This window comes from Limosilactobacillus reuteri subsp. simiae (assembly GCF_020784875.1).
In the GTDB taxonomy this organism is placed as follows: domain Bacteria; phylum Bacillota; class Bacilli; order Lactobacillales; family Lactobacillaceae; genus Limosilactobacillus; species Limosilactobacillus reuteri_H.
In genome coordinates, this window is sequence record NZ_JAJGUI010000115.1 from 12,472 (window position 1) to 14,237 (window position 1,766).

At 34.1% G+C, this 1,766-nt stretch carries 2 protein-coding genes; both read right to left on the minus strand.

All coding sequences use genetic code 11. From position 1 onward, the window contains the following. Positions 1-688: KxYKxGKxW signal peptide domain-containing protein (locus tag LMC10_RS10180; RefSeq protein ID WP_229269752.1), on the minus strand; the 688-nt coding region annotated here is incomplete at its 3' end. Positions 689-845: 157 nt separating this feature from the next. Continuing rightward, on the minus strand, positions 846-1,766 hold a 921-nt coding region (locus LMC10_RS10185; RefSeq protein WP_229269753.1), incomplete at its 5' end, for a peptidoglycan recognition protein family protein.

Genomic DNA, 1,766 nt, shown 5'->3' on the forward strand with positions numbered 1-1,766 from the left:
GTACGCCACCTTCTCCAAAGTAATAGGTGTGGCCCCAATTATTATAGAAACCATTGTCTAAACGACTACCATCCTTTTGGAAATAGTAAGTATGACCCCAATTGTTGTAGAAGCCATCATTTAGTCGAGTCCCGTCTGCCTGGAAATAATATGTATGATTATTTTGATTCAAGAAATAATCTTTTTGTTGCTGACCTTGATCATTAAAATAGTAATCTTTACCATCAATGTTTTGCTGACCAGTTAATCTTTGTCCATTTCTATAATAATAACTACTTCCGTCTGTCGTTTGCCAACCATTTTGTGAAGCGGAATCGTTTGCTTTAGGAGAAACTGCTACATAACTTGCTATAGAAGGCTGAATTTGACTTTGAGTTGAATCTTCTACATTCTGGTTGTGAGAATCATTTGTCGTATTTGCTTTTTCCGTTGATTTCGCCATATCAGTTGCATCTACTTGTGAATCTTGACTTTGTGCAGATGTGGTTAATGTCACTGTATTTTCACTTGAATTCTGTGTATCTTCAGTGTTTGTTGAAATACTACTCGTATCGGTTTCAGTAGTATCTGCATTAACATTATGTTGTGAAATCGATAAAGCTCCCATTGCTACTGACAAAGTTGCGATTGCCATGCAGCACCAGTTTTTACCTTTTTTAAACATCTTATAATGTTTATAAACACTCATTAATCTGTAACTCCTTTTTTATTTATAACATTATCTATCCTACCACATGTTTTCAGATAAATAGACGTTCTCAAAAATTGTTATTAAAGGATAACTTTTGAAATATATTTGTAACTTAAAAAGACGTTAGCTTAAAACCAACGCCTTCCTTATTAAATTAACTTAATTTAGCATACTCATAGTTTACTAGTTGCAGAAAATCGCTCATGGTATATCCAGTTCCAAAATAGTTTCTTGCATTTCTACTCCAATAACCATCTGGATCAGTATGATCTGTTCCACCTAAATATTGACTAACATTATGATGTGACCATAGGGTACCAGTTCCATTAGATTGAGCTAGTGATGGTGTTAATCCATATTTATGCATATTAAATGCAGTATAGTAGGCGGCATTGACTAATTCACGAGCAAAGTTCCAAGTACCATATACTTCAACTTGTTCAAATTGAACAGCACGACCATTCGCAGGATATGCTGCACCCCAAGCTTCATGATCTGTTGTAGAAATCTGAATAATACTATTAGCATCTACAAAGGCATGAACAAAGGCCTCGTTATAATGATTACGTTCATAATTAATTTCACCTTGAATGCTATCATTAGGATTAGCTGTTTCATGAACAACAATCATATTAGGTTTCCCATCTGAAGTTTCACTATAAACATGATTACTTACATCTGGTATAACATTTTGATAAGTAATATTAGCTGGACTTATATTATTATTCATAATATAGCTATTTATTTTGTTATTATAAATAGAAATTGGAGAGACAATTCCAGCGTTGTCAGCATGGTACTGGCTCCCATAAGCCCATACATTAGTATTTTGTGCTAATGATCCATCTCCAGTAAAGTAATAGGTATGACCCCAATTATTATAAAAACCATTGTCTAAACGTGACCCATCTTTTTGGAAGTAGTAAGTATGACCCCAATTGTTGTAGAAACCATCGTCTAAACGTACTCCTCCTTCTCCAAAGTAATAGGTATGACCCCAATTATTATAAAAACCATTGTCTAAACGTGACCCATCTTTTTGGAAGTAGTAAGTATGACCCCAATTGTTGTAGAA